We start from the raw sequence: 18,811 nt of genomic DNA, 5'->3' as shown, positions 1-18,811 counted from the left end.
TCTTATGTAAAAAACCACGCATTCGCGTGGTTTTTTATTATTCAACTTTTTTATACAAAAATGATATTCATTCAGCAGCATCTCAATTTAATGAGTATGTGTATTTTCAATAGGTTGAATCACTTCATCTTCAAGTTTTAGCTTCACAATACCTTTGGAATTGGTTAATTTTTGTTGAGTTTGAATACGCTTAATCATTTTATCTAACACAGTGATCAATTCAGGATACTCAAAGTTTTGCACTTCATCCAAGTTTAACAATAAATGAAAACCTTTGTATTCATAATCAAACCAACGCTGGTAATCTGTTTTTTGAGAAGTATACTTCTCCATTACCTGCCAAGTTCTCACAGGACCCTGAATCCCTTTCAAATAAATTGGTGATTTAGGCGCACACAAGTAATCATTTTTAATCAGGTTATAGGTATCATCAGAAATTAAAATTTCGTCAACTGCTGCGGCACTCTGTAAGCGAGCTGCCAAATTCGCATCACGACCCACAATCGTATAAGCCATACGATGTGCAGCACCATAATTCCCTACGTGACAATAACCAGTACTGATTCCCATGCGAATATGCAACGGTGGATAACCCATTTTAATCCAGCGCTCGCGAAGCAACTTCATTTGCTGACGCATAACCATCGCCATTTCTACACAGGTTTTTGCATCTTGTTCTACACCTTGTGTATTTGGATCACCAAAGAAAATTAAAATGGCATCGCCCATGAATTTATCGACAGTGCCTTCATATTGCTTGGCAATTTCAGTCATATGACTTAAGTAATCATTAAGTAAATATGCAAGATCATCTGGAATTAGCGTTTCGGATAGCTCAGTAAAACCTTGGATATCCGAAAAAAAAACTGTCATTTTTTTACGCTTGTATTCAATTTTGGCCTCCGACTCTCCTTTCATGATCGATTGCCAAAGCTGTAACGGCGCATAACGACTGAGTTGATTTGCGAACTCCATGTAGCGATTCATCTGATTATAATAATATTCACGCTTGGTATGGATATAGCGAATGCGACGGCTTTGATAAATAATTCCGACACCAAAATAGGTGATTAAACATAAAAATGAAAGAACCGTCAGTTCTGCCGATGTATGTTCGAAATACTCACCAAACCCAAAAATAAAAATATTACCAAAATAAAAAACAGCTACACCAAACACACAAGTGAGCATGGCTGAGAAAAAAGAGACTTTTGTATTTATAGATGAAAATAAAATTGCAAAAATTGCTGTAAAAGTCAGCACCAAACTTAAATGTACGGCCGACAACATAATCGCAATGACAACCACATCAATCGCAAATAGTGTATTGCGCTTGGTATGATAACCAAACTTAAAGTCTAACCAATTCGAAAGTTTAGGAAGAATTAATGCCACAATTCCAAGCAGAATTGGTACATAAATTTGATATTTGGTTTCTGGGGATGTGTAGTGATAAACAACTAAAAGTAGAGATAGCATTGCATATCCCATCACACGATGAAGATATTCAAAATGCTTAGGGTCTCTATCTATCCAATTGCTTAATGATAGCACTACCTACTCCAGAACCCGAATCTAATCACAATTCATCCATAAACAAAGATTTTCTGGGATCAATCCATGCGCCAGTCAAATGGCATATCACCTTGACCACGTAGAGCAAGCATTAATGTTTGACGCATGTGCGCAAGAACTTCATTGGTATATGGAACTGCTGGTGTGCCCCAAACTGGTTTAGGCCAAGCCACGTCATTTTGATAACGAACAACATGATGGAAATGCAACTGAGGAACCATGTTACCTAATGCTGCAACATTCATTTTATCAGCACGGAATACACGTGCAAGCTGACTAGATAACCAACTTGATTCACGCAAGAACTGCTCTTGATCTGACTGACTCAATTCATACAGCTCAGTTACTCCAGGTACACGTGGAATAAGAATAAGCCAAGGAAACTGCATATCATTCATTAAACGACATGTAGAAAGCGGAAAATCGCCTACAAAAAACGTATCTTGAGCAAGTTGTGGATGCAAACTAAACATATCTTTATAAATGATGGAAAATTAGAATGATGGTTAATACTATCACATCAAACTAGAGCTGAGTATTCTATAAAAGGTGTTTCATTACAAATAAATCACTATTTTATATGATATTGATCACATTTAACACTTTAATAATTTTTCCAAATAAATCAATTGCTTCTTTGGCTATCACTCCAATCTTACTTTTAGAAAGTCAAGCCAAAGAAGCACACTCTAGAGACTAATTTAACTCTTTAATCAAACTATCAAGTAACTCATTAATAAATTGGATTCTTTTTTGAAAATCTTCCAACATCACCATGACTTTTAGGCGCTGACCACCTTCCATTCTGAAGAAGGTCGGATGTTTTTGCATCATACTGATGATACTCATCGCCTGCACTGGTGTATCTTGTGAAAATTCAATATAGCCACCATTGGTATTAATATCGATTTTAGTAATACCTAGGTGTTCGGCTTTCAGACGCAACTGATGTACAGCAAACAATTGCTTGACAGGTTGCGGTGGAATACCAAAACGATCAATCAATTCCATACGAATATTATCGAGTTTTTCTTGATGATCTGTATTACTAATACGCTTATAGAAGAGAAGTCGTTGATGAACGTCCCCCAAATAATCATCTGGAATTAATGCAGGCATATGTAAATTGATCTCAGCCGTTAATGACAACGGTGCATCAAAGTTTGGTGTTTTACCCTTCTGAATGGCTTTGGTCGCTTTTTCAAGCATTTCCATATACAAGCTATAACCAATTGCTTGCATAGAACCGCTTTGCTGCTCACCGAGTAATTCACCCGCACCACGAATTTCAAGATCTTCCGTCGCCAACATAAAACCCGCACCCAAGGTTGCAGCACGTTGAATGGCATCGAGTCTTTTTTCTGCATCACCTTTTAGTCCTTTAATGGAAGGTACTAACAAATAGGCATAAGCTTGGTGATGCGAACGTCCAACACGTCCACGCAGTTGATGTAACTGTGCCAATCCCAACTTATCGGCACGTTCAATTAAAATTGTGTTGGCATTTGGGACATCAATCCCTGTTTCAATAATGGTTGAACAGACCAGAACATTATATTCTTTATGGTAAAACTGCTGCATAACTTGTTCAAGTTCGCGCTCTCGCATTTGCCCGTGTGCTACCGCAACGCGTGCTTCGGGCACAAGTTCACGAAGACTTTCTGCCGCTCTTTCGATGGTTTCAACTTCATTATGCAAAAAGTAAACTTGTCCACCGCGCAGCAGTTCACGCAGAATGGCTTCTTTCACTGATTCTGACGTGTGCTCCTGTACAAAAGTTTTTACAGCTAAACGGCGTGCAGGTGGGGTCGCAATAATTGATAAATCACGCATACCACTAAATGCCATATTCAAAGTCCGCGGAATTGGCGTTGCTGTAAGCGTCAGCATATCCACATCGGCACGCATTGCTTTGATTCTTTCTTTATCACGCACACCAAAACGATGTTCTTCATCTACAATCATTAGACCGAGATTCTTAAATTGCACATTCTCTTGCAGAATCTTGTGGGTACCCACCACAATATCGACTTTACCCTCAGCCAAATCTTCAATAATTTTGAGATGAGTTTTACTGGAACCAAAACGGGATAATACTTCTATACGAATTGGCCAATCTGCAAAACGGTCTTTGAATGACTCAAAGTGCTGCTGAGCCAATAACGTGGTTGGCACCAATACAGCAACTTGCTTATTATTTTGGACTGCTAAAAATGCTGCACGCATAGCAACTTCAGTTTTACCAAAGCCAACATCACCACAGACCAAACGATCCATAGGTTTGGCCAATTGCATATCATGCAACGTTGCTTCAATGGCATTGGCTTGATCTAAAGTTTCTTCGTATGCGAATCCGCTCGCAAATTGCATATATAAGCTTTGATCTAATTCAAAACTGATGCCTGGTTTAGATTGACGACGTGCCTGTATATGTAGCAATTCTGCTGCCACATCATGAATTTGTTCTAAAGCTTTGCGTTTTGCCTTATTCCAAGCATCTGTACCCAATTTATGTAATGGGGCTAAATCGGGATCACCACCACTATATCTACTGATTAAATGTAGATTCGTTACAGGAACATAAACTTTGGCTGCATCGGCATAATCAAGTTGCAAAAACTCATGCTCTTGCTCATCAATACTTAGTGTGACTAAACCTGCATAACGCCCAACCCCATAATCAATATGCACTACAGGTGCACCAATACTCAGTTCAGTCAGACTTTTAATTAAAAACTCTTCAGAAACTTCCTGCTGACGTTTACGTCGGCGCTGTACTACACGATGCTCATAGAGTTGATTTTCTGAAATTACACTCAACTGCCCTCGAACAACCAGACCGCGATCAAGTGGCGCGTTGGTAATTGCAATTGCTTGTAAAGATTGCTGGAAATCAGCAAAACTCTCGACACTTGGAATATCCCCTAAAAAAGGTCGCAAGGCATCTTTTAAAGTTTCGCGCCGACCTGCGCTTTCTGCGACGAGTAATACTGGATGATTAACTGCATCTAAATATTGCTTTACAGCAGCAAAAGGCTTTTCTTGCTTAGGGTCAACCGCTAAACGTGGTGGAGTTTCAGTATCTAAATTGATTGCACCTGCACGTTCTTCTATAGCTTCAGTTGATGCAATAACACGAGCAAATTTATTTAATTGCTCTAAAACAACGTTGGGTGAAAGGAATAGCTCTTCTGGTGGCAAGATCGGATGATCAACATTATGACGACGGTCCTCATAACGGCGTAAAACTTCTTTCCAGAAGCTCGATATCCCCTCATCTAAGCCATTATCTGTAATGACAATGCCATTCCGTGGTAAATATGCCATAAGCGTACTTTGACTTTGCATCAAAGACTTATTGAAAAAAAGCGGTAAATAAAACTCTATGCCTGGCGAAGAAATTCCTTCCAGTACATCTTGATAAATTGGATTCTTTTTCGGATTTGCTGTTGGAAAACTTTCAGCATAACGGTCTCTAAATAAAGAACGCGCTTCTTTTAATGGAAATTCTTTTGCAGGGAGTACACTAAATTTTTCTAAGTTTTGCGTGGTACGTTGGGTTTCAGGATCAAAAAATTTTAAACTTTCGATTTCATCATCAAAAAGATCGATTCGTATCGGTGAATTTTGCCCAGATGCAAAAATATCCATAATACTGCCGCGCACAGCAAATTCACCATGATCATATACGGTATCGACCAGATGATAGCCTGCCTGAATCAAGCGCAGTTTTTGCTTTTCAATATCAAATTTTTGTCCAATCTGAATATCAAAATGTTCCCCCAACACCCAAGACGTTGGTGCAACACGCTGTGCCAAGGTCGAGGCGGAAACCAATAATACCCCTTGTTGCGGCATATTAGATAAAATGGCCAAACGTTCCGAAACAATATCTTGATGAGGAGATAAACGGTCGTAAGGTAAGATTTCCCAATCTGGAAAAATAGTTGGCTTTAGCCCATAAAATTCAAGCTCACTTTCCAACTGTGCTAAGTGCTGACTATTTCGTGCAACAAGAATAAAAAGTTGCTGATGTTGTTTTGAGATTTCTTTAAATAATAGTGCAGCAGCTGAACCTTGTAATTGTCCAATCCAGCGTTTGTCACCTGCTTTCAACTTAGACAGATTGAGTTGAGCAATTTCTTGTTCGAACATGTAGATCGCTTTTTAGAGATAAGTCACTTAATTACAATCTTATCATGCAGCTAAAAGTACATAAAATTTTTATGCAGTTATATAGTCACTGAATCCAACATAGCGATGACAACATACGTGATGATTACATTGAAAAATGCATGCTTGGGGTAGAAAATTATCCTCACTCATGTTCGACGACTATTTATCTCGAATAAAATTACGATAGTAATCGTTCAGTTTTTTTACAATGCTTTTAAATTGGAGCAGGTTTTCTTCCGTATTGCCTAAACGTGCGACAAATTTCTGCTGTGTAATTTCCAAATCAATTTTTTCATTAATTAACATAGCTGCGTAATAAAGAGCTTGTAAATCATCAAACTTATTTAAACGACGGTTAGAAAAGTATTCTAGCCGTTCAGACAATTCCTGATTTAGAACAATTTCATCTACAATATAGCCCTGTTGTGGATTAAACTGGATCGCATGTTCTTGCAGATAAGCCTCTTCCTCTTTTACTTTAGAACTTTTAAATACATCTTTCAGCTTATTTAGCATCTCAGCACACCCCGACAACATTTTGAATGACTATTATATAGTGCAAATACCTGAGTCTCTTGTCCAACAGGACATTTGATATTCACTTTTATAAATTTACATCAGCAACTCGAAAAAAGTGCCATACAAATATTGTGTTAAAACTAGGTTTTTACTTCTATAAACGAAAACCAAATGAATAATTTTCTTCATCCTGTTTCTTTGTGACATTGAAACCAAGTGATCACAAAAATTTAATAGAATAATTATACAAATGTAGAATATAGAAGAATAAAATCTAACCTTGCTAAATTTATTTGAAAAATATAGCAATATCTAAATTGCTCTAAAAATCTTAATTTTTAAATTTCATGACTCCTTTGCTGCAAAAGCAAGAGTCAATTAAAGCTATCTAACTAATATTTCTTATAAATAGAGCTAAAGCTTATTGTTATTTTATGTAAACAAAATCATTTTTTTACAGAAATTGCATCTTTATAAATTAAATTACCATCAAATATGGTGAATAATCATCTTTTTAAAGCATTCATTCTTTTAAAAAGCCCATTTTACATATGCTCAGTATGATTTTTTGTCATTTTTAGTTTTGTAACTAAAATTACATTTCACTACATAAAACGACTATAAACACCCTAGAAATGTAACAGTAAGTAATTTTGCTTTTATGATTGAATCACCTCCTCGCTATTGCAGCTCAAAAAATCATCTTGGATTGATGGTTTGAAGACAAAGGATGGGCATATGAGTCAAGTGAACCCTACATTAATCACCTTTATTTTTTACATTATCGCAATGGTCGGTATTGGCCTATATGCTTATAAGGCAACTTCAGATTTCTCTGACTACATTTTGGGTGGACGTAGTCTTGGAAGCGTTGTAACTGCACTTTCTGCAGGCGCATCGGACATGAGTGGTTGGTTACTCATGGGTTTGCCAGGAGCAATTTATCTCTCTGGTCTTTCTGAAGCATGGATTGCTATTGGTCTAATTATCGGTGCATGGCTAAACTGGCTTTTAGTGGCAGGACGTTTACGTGTTCACACTGAATTTCAAAATAATGCACTCACTTTACCAGATTATTTCACTGGTCGTTTCGGCGACAAAAAACGTGTGTTACGTATTATTTCCGCATTGGTAATTCTAATCTTCTTTGCTATTTACTGTGCTTCAGGCATGGTTGCTGGCGCACGCTTATTCGAAAGTTTATTTGGATGGGACTACTCTACTGCCCTTTGGATTGGTGCACTCGCAACAATTTCATATGTATGTATTGGTGGGTTCCTTGCAGTAAGTTGGACGGATACCTTCCAAGCAGGCTTAATGATTTTTGCATTATTGTTAATGCCAATGATTGCTTACCTTGCTATTGACGACCATAGTCAACAGTTTGGTGTATTGCTTGAAGCTGCTCGCCCGCAAGCGTGGAATATGCTTGAAGGTTTGAGTACCGTTGCCATTCTATCTTCAATGGCATGGGGTTTAGGCTATTTTGGGCAACCGCATATTCTGGTACGCTTTATGGCAGCCGATTCTGTAAAAACCATTCCAGCGGCACGTCGTATTGGTATGGCTTGGATGATTTTATGTCTTGGTGGTGCAGTAGGTACTGGCTTTATCGGTATCGCTTACTTCCAGCAACATCCAGAACTTGCAGCCGTTGTTTCTCAGAACCCAGAAACAATCTTCATGGAGTTAAATAAAATTTTATTTAATCCATGGGTGGCGGGTATTATTCTTGCCGCAATTCTTTCTGCTGTTATGAGTACTTTAAGCTGTCAGCTTTTAGTTTGCTCTAGTACGTTAACTGAAGATTTGTACAAAGTATTCATCCGTAAAAATGCAACGCAAAATGAATTGGTTTGGGTTGGTCGTTTGATGGTTGTCGGTATTTCCATCCTTGCAATTATTCTTGCTCAAAACCCAGACAGTAAAGTTTTAGGTTTAGTGGCTTATGCTTGGGCGGGTTTTGGTGCTGCATTTGGTCCATTGATTATCTTGTCTTTGTTCTGGAAGCGTATGACGCTAAACAGTGCAATCGTGGGTATTCTTGTCGGTGCAATTACCGTAATCGTATGGAAGAATACAATGGGTGACACTGGCTTGTATGAAATTATTCCAGGCTTCATTCTATCTTTCATCAGCATTATCGTTGTTAGCCTTCTTGGCAAAGCACCTGAGCAAGAAGTTATTGAACGTTTTGAAAAAGCAGATGCCTTTTACAAAAGTGAAATGGCAGAGTTGAAGAATAAATAATTCTTTACCAAGTTAAAAATAAAGGGGCTTAATGCCCCTTTATTTTTATCTACTCTTTTTAATTTTCAGGTTAAGCTTAGCGCTTTCTTTAATAACTTCCATAACAGGATAGCTTCTGGTTTCTTTAATTCCTGGCAACTGCCAAAGCACCTGCCCTGAAATTTTACGAAACTCTTCCATACTGGCGCAGCGAATCTTTACAACAAAATCAAATCCACCACTGGTCATGTGACATTCAACAATTTCTGGATACTGCATCACAGCCTCGCAGAACTCATCTAATACATTTGGCGTGGTTTTATCGAGTAAAATTTCTACAAAGACCACAAAATTTGAGTTTAGCATCGCTGCATTTAACTTGGCTTCATAGCCAAGAATAAATCCATCTTTACTGAGCTTCTGTACCCTTGCAAGCACAGCCGTAGGAGATAGATTCACCTCTTCAGCCAATTTAATATTCGATATTCTTCCATCGTTTTGCAGAATATCTAAAATTTTAATATCCGTTCGATCAAGCGATAAAATTTGGCTAGACATCTGAATTAATCTCTAAAAATAAGGGAAAGTATAGTGAGTTATTCGGGTTTATTTCTGTGATCATTAATTATATACGGCAATTTGCTTAACTCAATCTTTTCAGTCACAGGAAGTTGGCATGAATACGATCATCTCCCCAATTGATGGAACAAAGCCTCATCAAGACTACATTACGCTTTTCAAAGAAAAGACCGCTTACGAAACAGAAATTAACACTGCTTGGCGCCGTGCCGAATCTGAATGTGTTGAAAATCTACTTGAGCATAGCAAAATTTCAGATGAATTGAATACACGTATTCAAGACTTAGCTTTTAACCTTGCACACACGTTACGTGAGCGTAAAAGTTCTGCGGGTAAAGCAGGTATCGTACAAGGACTATTACAAGAGTTTTCTTTATCTTCTCAAGAAGGTATTGCGCTTATGTGTCTTGCTGAAGCGTTATTACGTATTCCTGATACTGCAACGCGTGATTTACTCATCCGTGACAAAATTAACCAAGGTAACTGGAAAGATCACATTGGTCAAAGCAACCTAATGTTCGTTAATGCCGCTGCGTGGGGCTTAATGTTAACAGGTATGCTGATGGAAACACCGAAGCAAGCCAGTCTTTCGAGTATGCTGACTGGCTTAATTGCACGTAGTGGTCGTGGCGTAATCCGTAAAGCAGTAGACGTTGCTATGCGTATGATGGGCGAACAGTTCGTTACTGGTGAAACCATTAAAGAAGCTTTAAGCAACGCTGAACGTCTAGAAGATAAAGGTTTCCGTTATTCATACGACATGTTGGGTGAAGCTGCATTAACAGATCACGATGCAGAACGTTATTTCAATGACTACACCAATGCAATTCATGCAATTGGTCAAGCATCTACAGATAAAGACGTTTATAGTGGCCCGGGTATCTCAATTAAGCTTTCTGCTTTACACCCACGTTACCAACGTTCACAGACTGAACGTGTACATAACGAACTTTATAGCAAAGTTTTGGAATTGGCTCGTTTAGCGAAAAACTACAATATTGGTTTAAACATTGATGCTGAAGAGTCTGAGCGTTTAGAGCTTTCTCTTGAACTATTAGAGCGTCTTTGCTTCGAACCAGAACTGGCGGATTGGAAAGGTATCGGCTTTGTTATTCAAGCGTACCAAAAACGTTGCTTCTACGTTGTAGACTATGTGGTTGATCTTGCTAAGCGTAGCAACAAGCGTCTGATGATCCGTTTGGTGAAAGGTGCTTATTGGGACAGCGAAATCAAGAAAGCGCAAATTGAAGGTATGACGGATTACCCTGTATTTACGCGTAAAGTACATACAGACTTGTCGTATATCGCATGTGCACGAAAATTATTGGCTGCACCAGAGCAAATTTACCCACAATTTGCAACGCATAATGCTCAAACTGTTGCCACCATTTACGAATTGGCAAAACCTGAACAATATTATGTCGGTCAATACGAATTCCAATGCTTACACGGCATGGGTGAACCTTTATACGAGCAAGTCGTTGGTCCAAAATCTGAAAAGAAATTAAACGTTCCTTGCCGTATTTACGCACCAGTGGGTACGCATGAAACTCTATTGGCTTACTTAGTACGTCGTTTACTTGAAAATGGTGCTAACACATCTTTCGTAAACCGTATTGCGGATAAGAGCTTGAAGATTCAAGACTTGATCGAAAATCCACGCGAAGCAATCTTAACTGCTGCGAAACAAGAACAAGCGGTTGGCTTAAAACATCCTGCTATTCCATTACCAAAGAATTTATATGGTGCATTGCGTCACAACTCTTCTGGCGTAGATTTAGCGAATGACAGCGAATTATTGAGTTTAGACACGACAGTTCAAAACTTAATGTCTCAGCAATGGGCTGCTCAATCAATGGGTCCTAGTTTAGCTGAAATTGCTGCGTCTGCTGAAGTTGCTGTAATCAACCCTGCTGTCCATACAGACAAAGTTGGTAGCGTAAAAGAAGCTTCTGCTGAACATGTGAATCTTGCGCTGACAAATGCTGCGAATGCACAAGCTGCTTGGGTCAATACACCGAAAAATGAACGTGCTGCATGTTTAAACCGTGCTGCCGACATTATGGAAAGCCGTATCCAAGAGCTGATGGTGTTGTTATGCCGCGAAAGTGGTAAGACTTATGCCAATGCGATTGCGGAAGTACGTGAAGCGGTAGATTTCTTACGTTACTACGCTGCACAATGCACAAACTTGGCTACAAATGCGCAAATTGAGTCATTAGGCACAGTATTGTGTATTAGCCCATGGAACTTCCCATTGGCAATCTTCAGTGGTCAAATTTCTGCTGCACTTGTTGCAGGTAATACGGTTATTGCAAAACCAGCTGAACAGACGCCGCTTATTGCATCTTTAGCCATTCAAATGCTTTGGGAAGCAGGTGTACCAGAAGCGGTTGTACAGTTAATTCCTGGCCGCGGTGAAACTGTTGGTGCACAACTCAGTGCTGACCCACGTATTCAAGGCATTATGTTCACAGGTTCTACTGAAGTTGCGAAAATCCTTCAGAAAACTGTTGCGAAACGCTTAGGTACAAATGGTCAACCGATTCCGTTAATTGCGGAAACAGGTGGTCAAAATGCCATGATCGTGGATTCATCAGCATTAACTGAACAAGTTATTTTAGATGTTGTGAACTCGGCTTATGACAGTGCTGGTCAACGTTGTTCTGCATTACGTATTTTATGCGTACAAGAAGACAATGCTGAAAGTGTAATTCGCATGCTGAAAGGCGCCATGAAACAGTTAACTGTAGGTAATCCTGCATTGTTAAAAACTGATATTGGTCCAGTCATTGATGCCGAAGCACAAACCAATATCCAAAACCACATTCAAAAAATGCGTGGTAAAGGTTATGCGGTTCATCAGTTCATGCATAACGACAATGCTGATGCGAGCCTGACTCAAGGTACATTCATTCCACCTACGTTGATTGAATTGCCAAACTTAAACGACCTTGAGCGCGAAGTCTTTGGTCCAGTATTACACGTAATCCGTTACCCACAAGGTAATGTGAAAGCTGTAGTCGATCAAATCAATGCGAAAGGCTACGGCTTAACTATGGGTCTACATACACGTATTGATGAAACCATCAACACTGTGATTAGCACTTCTGAAGTGGGTAACTTGTATATTAACCGCAACATCGTTGGTGCTGTTGTTGGCGTACAACCTTTCGGTGGTGAAGGCCTGTCTGGTACTGGTCCTAAAGCGGGTGGTCCACTTTACTTGTACCGTTTAATGCAAGAATGCAGTGCAAAACAGTTAAGTACACCTTTTGCAGTAGGCAAAGTATTACAGCCTGCTCCAAAAAATGAAGTGTATGAACAGTTTAGCGCATGGGTGAAACAGCAATTCCCACAAGTGAAATTGCCTGAAGTACCTGCGCTTGCATCTGGTCAAGTGTATGAATTAAATGGCCCTACAGGTGAAAGTAACCAATATACAATTGTTGCACGTCACTGTGTATTGTCTCTTGCAGAGCAAGAACAAGACCAATTGGTTCAATTAAATGCAATTTTTGCAGTCGGTAGCCAAGCTGCTGTACTTGCAGACAATGTATTTGCATTGAAACATCTGTCTTCTATGCCTAAAGCGGTAGCACAACAATTCAAAGTGATCCAAAGCATTGCAACGGGTGATTTTGATGCAGTTCTACACCATGGCACAACAACTCAAGTACTTGAGTTACAAGCAACCATCGCTCAACGTTCAGGTGCTATTGTGGGGATTACCCATTTACAGCCTGCGGAACAAAACATTCCAGTTGAACGTCTTGTGATTGAACGTGCGATTAGTATTAACACTGCTGCTGCGGGTGGTAATGCAAGCTTAATGACCTTGAACTAAGGTTTAAAGCATCCTGTTAAAGGGGTATCTTTCCCTTACCAAGCCATTACTGGTCTAATGGCTTGGTTTCTTTTTATTTGAGAAAAGCATATTTTCTCCATATTCATCTAACTGTTCCCCAGTTCTTTAGATTTTCATTCGAAGTTGCCGAATTCGCTTAGTCTTCTTCAGTAAACTTTGTTACCATCCCTGTTTTCTACGTTTTATAATTTTTGACTGCATATGACTTCATCTTATCAGCAACAACTTGATGCCAAAGTTGAACGTATTTCTGCACAATTTGCCGAATTCAATCCTCCTTCACTTGCTGTATTTGCATCACCAGAGCAACATTTTCGTATGCGCGCAGAATTTCGTATTTGGCATACAGATGAAGATATGTTCTATGCCATGTTTGAGCGCGACGAACAACAACAAAAACAAGTCCTTCGTATTGATGAATTCCCAATTGCTGATGCCAGTATTAATCAACTGATGCCTGTACTTTTGGCTGAACTAAAAAGTCACGATGCATTATCAAAACGACTATTTGAAGTTCATTTTTTAGCAACTTTAAAAGGTGAAATGCTTGTTTCACTGATTTATCGCTGCCCGCTCGATGAACAATGGCAAGCACTAGCCAAACAGCTTGCAGAAAAACTTAAGATTAAAATTATTGGTCGTAGTCGTGGTCAAAAGGTTGTGCTTTCTGATGAATTTGTGGTCGAGGAACTACAAGTTTCCGAGTGTAAATATCAGTACAAACAAATCGAAAGCAGCTTTACTCAACCCAATGCTCAAGTCTGCCAAAAGATGTTGGAATGGGCGTGTAATGCAGCAAAAGAATCTGCAAAAGACTTATTAGAACTGTATTGTGGTAATGGGAACTTCACCCTACCGCTTTCAACGCATTTTAACCGTGTTTTAGCAACTGAATTGGCAAAATCATCGGTATATGCAGCCCAATGGAATATTGAACAAAATAACATTGATAACATTCAAGTAGCGCGACTTTCTGCTGAAGAGTTTACCCAAGCCTACAATGGCGAACGTGAATTTAGACGCTTACAAGAAGCACAAATTGATATTAGCAGTTATGATTTTGATACGGTGTTTGTGGATCCACCACGTGCAGGTATTGATGATGAAACGCTCAAATTATTACAGCGCTTTGAGCGAATTATCTATATTTCATGCAACCCAGACACTTTACATGACAATTTAAAGCAACTGACTCAAACCCACAAAGTGACTCAATTTGCCTTGTTTGACCAATTCCCTTATACACATCATGTAGAATCAGGTGTGTTACTAGAAAAATTGTAAAAATTAATTTTACTAAAACATCAAATCCTCAAGTCATTTAAAACAATAACTTGAGGATTTTTATTTGAAATAAAGTAGTTAATTTCACCATATATTTAGACCTGTCATAAAACCGTTAAATCTTGCCATTATGATTGAAATTTTGCGTGTTCAACTGCTGCTTTTATCACTTAGACCATCTTGCATTATTCATAAAATTGGCTATATTTCGTTCTATGTTATTCATGAATGAAGGCTCTATGAGTTTTTGGCAAAAATTGTTTGCTGCACCGCAGCAGTTGAATGAGCATAAAAATCAAATCGCGTGTGTCGAAAATGATTGCTCATGCAAAACAGATGAACAACTGTTAAAGGCTCTTGCTCAAGCCACAGATGATGATGTCATCATTGGCATAAAACGTGTTTTAGCCTCTCGAGGTTATAGCCGCAAAGAGCTAAACGAAATCACCCGTTCACCATTACAGTGATGCCGATTTCGTCATTAAAAAGCATTGGTTAAACCAATGCTTTTTTATTTTCAACTTCAAAATTTTCTAGTTACAAGATTGATCTTCAATATAGGCCAGCATCGGCCCAAACGGACTACTCTGAGTATTGATATCCTTCTCAGCCAGATATATCGCTGAAATTGAGCCATCTAAATATAAAGCTTGCTCTAACTTGAGCTCGTTTTGCATAAAACTCGCCAAAGTATAAAAATTCACAGCTTGCTCAGTCAGTACAAAATACAATACTTGATCTTTTATCCCCACGGCGTTACGTATTTTAAAGGATGTGCTTTCTGCCATGAAAATTGGATTGATTCGTCGATTAAGCACCAACATCGGTCCAGACTGCGTCGCATAATCAGCGTTGAATTTCTTCTTGGTATATTGCGAACTACTTAAAATGATCGCCTGTTTACTGTTCCATGCCAGAACACCGTTTGGCTTTAAATAAAAATTTCCCCAACCTCGATGCAGATTCAATGGATATTGCGCCTGCCTTTTTTCAAGGTATAAACCAACAGGATTGAAATTCGAATGAAACATACCTGCATTCATTGCAAATAGCATGCCCTCACATGGTGCTAGTTGCATTGGTATATTGGTGAAATAATTAATGGGAGTTTTACGCTCCTGTTGATTTAAAAATAAACGTAGCTTTGCCAGATCATGCACTTCGACCACTGTAAAATTGAGATCATTATATTCACGCGTATAACTTTTAACTTGTGCCTCAGATTCTACCGATAACAAACTGAATAGGAGTATGAACACAAGCTGAATCCTTTGCCTGAATTTTGTATACATACCATCAAACACTCTTTAGCCGCTTATTTTTATTTTATTGCTTTTTGTAGCATTCATATTCAACTATTCACCTATCTCCATCATTCCAAGTAAACTACATGCTAATATACAGCCGTAGTTTATTCGTTTAGTGTAGCAATGCATCAACAGAAAAAACCGTTTCCTATTGGGGCACATTTGGTGGTAAAACACTTCGCCTACTCTCATCATGGGATTTATATTGGGCGTGGACGTGTTATCCATTATTCAGGTTTTGCCCACTTCTATAAAAAAAGACCGATTGAAATTACCACTCTAGCAGAATTCTGTCATGGTAAAAAAATTGATGTCGTCCAATACCAACAACCTAAATATTCAGGTCGCAACGTCGTGCGCCGTATGCGCTCACGTATGAAAGAAAACCACTATCACCTGATTATGAACAATTGTGAACATCTTTGTACTTGGGCAATTACTGGGGTAGAAAGCAGCCCTCAAGTGGTTCGCATGATGAACAGATTAACTACGATTGGTTATGTCAGTTCAATTATGAGTTATATGAACAGCATGCTACTGACCCTTACTACAACTTGTTTTGCACTTGCGCTTTACATTAAAAAGAAGCTGCGTGATAAAGCGAAAATGCAGAGACAAACCTATTTGTTCCTTAAAGATCAGGAACATAAAAATCGTTAAGTTGATGCTTAAAAATACCATTTTCTAGTTTCAAGCTATTCATCATAATTTAATCCACTCTCAATCTCTATTTCAAAAAGCAATAGACATTAAAAAAGCCCCTCAACTCGCAGTTCAGGGGCTTTTATATTTCAAATCAGGTTTTATTTGCCTGGTTTAAAACTGTCTTTTAAATCTAAGATACGGTTAAACACAGGCTTTTCTGCTGTATGGTCATAACGATCTGCCACAAAATAACCTTCACGTTCAAATTGGAAACGTTGTTCAGGCTCTGCTTGTGCCAATGCAGGCTCAATGACTGCTTGTACAACTTGTAATGATTCTGGGTTTAGATTCGCCAAGAAATCATCGGTTGCGTCAGGTGCAGATTCAGTGAATAAACGGTCATAAATACGCACTTCAGCAGGAACACCTTTGCTTGCAGATACCCAGTGAATAACGCCTTTCACTTTACGACCTTCAGGATTTTTGCCTAAAGTTTCAGGATCAATTGAACATTTCAGTTCAACTACTTCACCATTTTCATCCTTAACCACTTCGTCACACTTGATCACATAAGCATGACGTAAACGTACTTCACCCTCAGGCACTAAACGTTTGAAGCCTTTCGGTGGAATTTCTTCAAAATCTTTACGGTCAATGTAAATTTCTGAAGTAAGTGGAATAACACGCTCACCCATATCGACATTTGGATGACGTGCATGCACCAAGTCCAAAGCTTCAGGTAAATTCGTTAAAGTGACTTTTAGTGGATTCAAGACTGCCATACCACGACCAGCCGCATTTTCAAGCGATTGACGGATACAGAACTCAAGCATTGCAACATCTACAATACCATCGGTCTTAGTCACACCTACACGCTTACAGAAATCACGCAAGCCTTCAGGTGTGAAACCACGACGGCGCATACCGACAACTGTTGGCATACGTGGATCGTCCCATCCATTGACATAACCACCTTCAACCAATTTACGTAATTTACGTTTTGAAGTAATGGTGTAATCAATGTTTAAACGGCTAGATTCGTACTGACGTGGAACTGCGGCTGAGTGAACTTTCTCAATCACCCAGTCATAGAATGGACGGTGATCTTGGAATTCCAATGTACATAAAGAGTGCGTAATGCCTTCAATTGCATCAGACAATGGATGAGCATAGTCATACATTGGATACATTTTCCATTTGTCACCCGTTTGATGGTGCTCAGAATGCAAAACACGGTAAAGAATTGGATCACGCATATGAACATTCGGAGATGTCATGTCAATTTTGGCACGTAAAACCGCTTCACCTTCTTTCGTTTCACCATTACGCATTTTTTCAAAACGCTCAAGGTTCTCTGCAACAGTAGCATCACGGTAAGGAGAGTTTTTACCCGGTTCAACAAAGCTGCCACGATTTAATTTAATTTCTTCTGGCGATTGCAAATCCACATAAGCATCACCTTGTTCAATCAATTGCACCGCCCATGCATATAACTGATCAAAATAACCCGACGCATAACGTGGTTCATCTTTCCATTCAAAACCTAACCATTTTACATCGTTGGCAATACCATCAACATATTCTTGTTCTTCGGCATCAGGGTTCGTATCATCAAAACGAAGATTACAATAACCATCAAATTCTTGTGCGATACCAAAGTTTAGGCAAATCGCTTTTACATGACCAATATGTAAATAACCATTCGGCTCTGGCGGGAAACGCGTTACAACGGTTTGTGTACGCCCAGATGATAAATCGTCAGTAATGACCTGACGTACAAAATCCAAGCCAGGCTGTTGTTCTTGCTGCGCAGCATCGACAGAGGCATGATTACTTGGTGTCGGGTTATTTGGCAGAGATGCAACAACATCATTTGGCTTCATAGTAGATAGATCACTTCTAAAAATAAAAAACAGGATATTTTAAACGCAATTTCAGTATTTTTAACAAAGAAATGTACGTTTTTACTTGCCTTGTAGTTTACAGTTTGCTTATGCTTCTCTCAACCAAAAACCCATGGCTTTTATGTCCATGTTAAGGAGATTACACAATGAGTTTTCCTCAAGTCGAATTAAACACCAATAAAGGTCGTATTGTTCTAGAGCTTAACGCTGAAAAAGCACCTAAAACAGTTGCTAACTTTTTAGAATATGTTCGTGACGGTTTCTATGACGGCGTAATTTTCCACCGTGTGATTGATGGTTTCATGATCCAAGGTGGTGGCATGGACGAAAACTTCAAAGAAAAAGCAACGCGTGACTCAATTGAGAACGAAGCTGACAATGGTTTGAGCAATGATGCTGGTACGATTGCAATGGCACGTACTCAAGCACCTCACTCTGCATCTGCTCAATTCTTCATTAACGTGAAAAACAACTCTTTCCTTAACCACACTGGTAAAACAGCACAAGGTTGGGGCTATGCAGTATTTGGTAAAGTTACTGAAGGTTTAGATATTGTAGACGCAATCAAAAGCGTACGTACAGGTAACCGTGGTTACCACGCTGACGTTCCTTTAGAAAACGTTGTAATTGAATCTGCAAAAATCATTTCTGAGTAATTAATCTCCCTAAATCCCTCTTTAAAAAAGAGGGACTTCCTCCCTTAGTAAAGGGAGGTTAGGAGGGAT

The 18,811-nt window shown here is 39.0% G+C and carries 13 protein-coding genes; 6 read left to right on the top strand and 7 right to left on the bottom strand.

What is annotated here, in order from left to right; all coding sequences use genetic code 11:
- Window positions 1–87 precede the first annotated feature (87 nt).
- From M5E07_RS07490 to M5E07_RS07475, 4 genes are all read right to left on the bottom strand, one after another.
- On the bottom strand, window positions 88–1,491 hold the full coding sequence (locus M5E07_RS07490; RefSeq protein WP_116760838.1) for an adenylate/guanylate cyclase domain-containing protein: 1,404 nt from the start codon (window positions 1,489–1,491) through the stop codon (window positions 88–90).
- Between the two features lie 122 nt (window positions 1,492–1,613).
- Entirely contained in the window at window positions 1,614–2,048 is a 435-nt protein-coding gene (locus tag M5E07_RS07485; protein WP_116760840.1) for an HIT domain-containing protein, read from the bottom strand.
- 223 nt (window positions 2,049–2,271) lie between these two features.
- A complete protein-coding gene (mfd, locus tag M5E07_RS07480) occupies window positions 2,272–5,730 on the bottom strand; it encodes a transcription-repair coupling factor (RefSeq protein ID WP_252223447.1) in 3,459 nt (1,152 codons plus the stop codon).
- Between the two features lie 180 nt (window positions 5,731–5,910).
- On the bottom strand, window positions 5,911–6,267 hold the full coding sequence (locus M5E07_RS07475; protein ID WP_116760844.1) for a hypothetical protein: 357 nt from the start codon (window positions 6,265–6,267) through the stop codon (window positions 5,911–5,913).
- A 741-nt stretch (window positions 6,268–7,008) separates the two neighbouring features.
- On the opposite strand from M5E07_RS07475, the gene putP reads away from it, so the two are divergent.
- Window positions 7,009–8,520: a sodium/proline symporter PutP gene (gene putP / locus M5E07_RS07470; protein ID WP_116760846.1), complete on the top strand. Its 1,512-nt coding sequence runs from the start codon at window positions 7,009–7,011 to the stop codon at window positions 8,518–8,520.
- A 45-nt stretch (window positions 8,521–8,565) separates the two neighbouring features.
- Here putP and M5E07_RS07465 read toward each other — a convergent pair whose 3' ends face one another.
- A complete protein-coding gene (locus tag M5E07_RS07465) occupies window positions 8,566–9,057 on the bottom strand; it encodes an Lrp/AsnC ligand binding domain-containing protein (RefSeq protein ID WP_044740442.1) in 492 nt (163 codons plus the stop codon).
- Window positions 9,058–9,175: 118 nt separating this feature from the next.
- Between M5E07_RS07465 and putA the strand changes: the two genes are divergently transcribed.
- The 3 genes from putA (at window position 9,176) to M5E07_RS07450 (ending at window position 14,697) form a co-directional block, all read left to right on the top strand.
- Window positions 9,176–12,925 carry a trifunctional transcriptional regulator/proline dehydrogenase/L-glutamate gamma-semialdehyde dehydrogenase gene (gene putA, locus M5E07_RS07460; protein ID WP_252223442.1) on the top strand — a complete coding sequence of 1,250 codons (3,750 nt, stop codon included), beginning with the start codon at window positions 9,176–9,178 and terminating at the stop codon, window positions 12,923–12,925.
- 222 nt (window positions 12,926–13,147) lie between these two features.
- Complete coding sequence (gene trmA / locus M5E07_RS07455) at window positions 13,148–14,230, top strand: tRNA (uridine(54)-C5)-methyltransferase TrmA (RefSeq protein WP_252223441.1); 1,083 nt, start codon at window positions 13,148–13,150, stop codon at window positions 14,228–14,230.
- 239 nt (window positions 14,231–14,469) lie between these two features.
- Complete coding sequence (locus tag M5E07_RS07450; RefSeq protein WP_026441170.1) at window positions 14,470–14,697, top strand: hypothetical protein; 228 nt, start codon at window positions 14,470–14,472, stop codon at window positions 14,695–14,697.
- A gap of 66 nt (window positions 14,698–14,763) precedes the next feature.
- Here M5E07_RS07450 and M5E07_RS07445 read toward each other — a convergent pair whose 3' ends face one another.
- Window positions 14,764–15,489, bottom strand: a complete 726-nt coding sequence (locus M5E07_RS07445) for a phosphodiester glycosidase family protein (RefSeq protein WP_252223440.1) — start codon at window positions 15,487–15,489, stop codon at window positions 14,764–14,766.
- A gap of 171 nt (window positions 15,490–15,660) precedes the next feature.
- On the opposite strand from M5E07_RS07445, the gene M5E07_RS07440 reads away from it, so the two are divergent.
- A complete protein-coding gene (locus M5E07_RS07440) occupies window positions 15,661–16,197 on the top strand; it encodes a lecithin retinol acyltransferase family protein (RefSeq protein ID WP_252223439.1) in 537 nt (178 codons plus the stop codon).
- Between the two features lie 143 nt (window positions 16,198–16,340).
- Here the strand turns inward: M5E07_RS07440 and M5E07_RS07435 are convergent, their stop codons facing one another.
- On the bottom strand, window positions 16,341–18,065 hold the full coding sequence (locus M5E07_RS07435) for a glutamine--tRNA ligase/YqeY domain fusion protein (protein WP_252223438.1): 1,725 nt from the start codon (window positions 18,063–18,065) through the stop codon (window positions 16,341–16,343).
- Between the two features lie 167 nt (window positions 18,066–18,232).
- Between M5E07_RS07435 and M5E07_RS07430 the strand changes: the two genes are divergently transcribed.
- Window positions 18,233–18,742, top strand: a complete 510-nt coding sequence (locus M5E07_RS07430; protein WP_116760860.1) for a peptidylprolyl isomerase — start codon at window positions 18,233–18,235, stop codon at window positions 18,740–18,742.
- The last annotated feature ends 69 nt before the right edge of the window (window positions 18,743–18,811 follow it).

The sequence above is a fragment of the Acinetobacter tibetensis genome, from assembly GCF_023824315.1.
Taxonomy (GTDB): Bacteria; Pseudomonadota; Gammaproteobacteria; order Pseudomonadales; family Moraxellaceae; genus Acinetobacter; species Acinetobacter tibetensis.
This window is presented reverse-complemented; position numbering and strand designations above follow the sequence as displayed.

Excerpts from the sequence above, each read along its gene's own strand:
- putA (WP_252223442.1), top strand. The coding sequence starts at position 9,176 with ATGAATACGATCATCTCCCCAATTGATGGAACAAAGCCTCATCAAGAC.
- putP (WP_116760846.1), top strand. The coding sequence starts at position 7,009 with ATGAGTCAAGTGAACCCTACATTAATCACCTTTATTTTTTACATTATC.
- M5E07_RS07490 (WP_116760838.1), bottom strand. The coding sequence starts at position 1,491 with ATGGGATATGCAATGCTATCTCTACTTTTAGTTGTTTATCACTACACA.
- M5E07_RS07450 (WP_026441170.1), top strand. The coding sequence starts at position 14,470 with ATGAGTTTTTGGCAAAAATTGTTTGCTGCACCGCAGCAGTTGAATGAG.
- M5E07_RS07440 (WP_252223439.1), top strand. The coding sequence starts at position 15,661 with ATGCATCAACAGAAAAAACCGTTTCCTATTGGGGCACATTTGGTGGTA.
- M5E07_RS07475 (WP_116760844.1), bottom strand. The coding sequence starts at position 6,267 with ATGCTAAATAAGCTGAAAGATGTATTTAAAAGTTCTAAAGTAAAAGAG.
- trmA (WP_252223441.1), top strand. The coding sequence starts at position 13,148 with ATGACTTCATCTTATCAGCAACAACTTGATGCCAAAGTTGAACGTATT.
- M5E07_RS07435 (WP_252223438.1), bottom strand. The coding sequence starts at position 18,065 with ATGAAGCCAAATGATGTTGTTGCATCTCTGCCAAATAACCCGACACCA.
- M5E07_RS07430 (WP_116760860.1), top strand. The coding sequence starts at position 18,233 with ATGAGTTTTCCTCAAGTCGAATTAAACACCAATAAAGGTCGTATTGTT.
- M5E07_RS07485 (WP_116760840.1), bottom strand. The coding sequence starts at position 2,048 with ATGTTTAGTTTGCATCCACAACTTGCTCAAGATACGTTTTTTGTAGGC.
- mfd (WP_252223447.1), bottom strand. The coding sequence starts at position 5,730 with ATGTTCGAACAAGAAATTGCTCAACTCAATCTGTCTAAGTTGAAAGCA.
- M5E07_RS07465 (WP_044740442.1), bottom strand. The coding sequence starts at position 9,057 with ATGTCTAGCCAAATTTTATCGCTTGATCGAACGGATATTAAAATTTTA.